An 885-nucleotide genomic window follows, 5' to 3' on the forward strand; every position below is an offset into this window, starting at 1 on the left:
ATCTGGTCGTGGCGGCCTATCTGCGCGGCGAAGACTGGCTGGCCCTTGCCCGCGCCCTGCATCAGGCCTTTTGGGGCCGGGCCGAGGATATCGGGGCGGCTGATGTCCGTGCCCGGATCACCACCGCGACCGGCTTGGACTTTGCCGCGCTTGAGGCTTTCGCCAAAAGCCCGGAGGTCGCCACCCGCAAGGCCGAAAGCCTTGATCTGGCGCGCAAGGCGGGCGTTTTCGGCCTGCCCTCTTATCTGGTGGGGGAGGAATTGTTCTGGGGCCAGGACAGCCTGCCCTTCCTGGAAGACCATCTGAAGGGCAAGGCACTGGTGGCGTGAGGCGATACAGGAAAGGTCGCCCATCCGGGGCGGCCCTCAGCCCTCCTGGGGCAGGATCTTGCCGGGGTTGAACAGATCCTCCGGGTCCAGCGCCGCCTTGATCCGCCGCATCACGGCCAAGGCCGGGCCATGTTCGGCCACAAGATATTTGCTCTTGCCCAGCCCCACGCCATGTTCCCCGGTGCAGGTGCCATCAACCTCCAGCGCCTTTTGGACCATGGCGGCATTGATCCGCGTCACGATGGCATCCTCTTCGGGACGATCGGGGTCCAGCGCAAAGACCACATGGAAATTGCCGTCGCCGACATGCCCCATGATCGCATAGGGCACCGGGCAATCGGCCAGAAGGTCCTTGGCATGCAAAAGACACTCTGCCAGCGCCCCGATCGGCACGCAGACATCGGTCGGCCAACCGCGCGAGCCGGGCCGGGTGGCGAGCGTGGCGTTATAGGCGCTGTGCCGCGCCTTCCACAGGCGGTTGCGCTCTTCCTCGGCGCGGGYCCAGCGGAAACCCGCACAGCCATTGGCCTCGGCCAAGCTCCGAAAACTTGCCACC

The 885-nt window shown here is 65.8% G+C and carries 2 protein-coding genes; one reads left to right on the forward strand and one right to left on the reverse strand.

Annotation, left to right across the window (positions count from 1 at the left end; translation table 11 throughout):
- The coding region (locus tag AC1DVR_RS23625) for a DsbA family protein (protein ID WP_478003067.1) at window positions 1-329 on the forward strand (329 nt) is incomplete at its 5' end.
- A 36-nt stretch (window positions 330-365) separates the two neighbouring features.
- Here the strand turns inward: AC1DVR_RS23625 and AC1DVR_RS23630 are convergent.
- A partial coding sequence (locus AC1DVR_RS23630; RefSeq protein ID WP_478003068.1) for an FAD-binding oxidoreductase occupies window positions 366-885 on the reverse strand: 520 nt, incomplete at its 5' end.

It is taken from the genome of Rhodobacter sp. P2_H5, assembly GCF_056403335.1.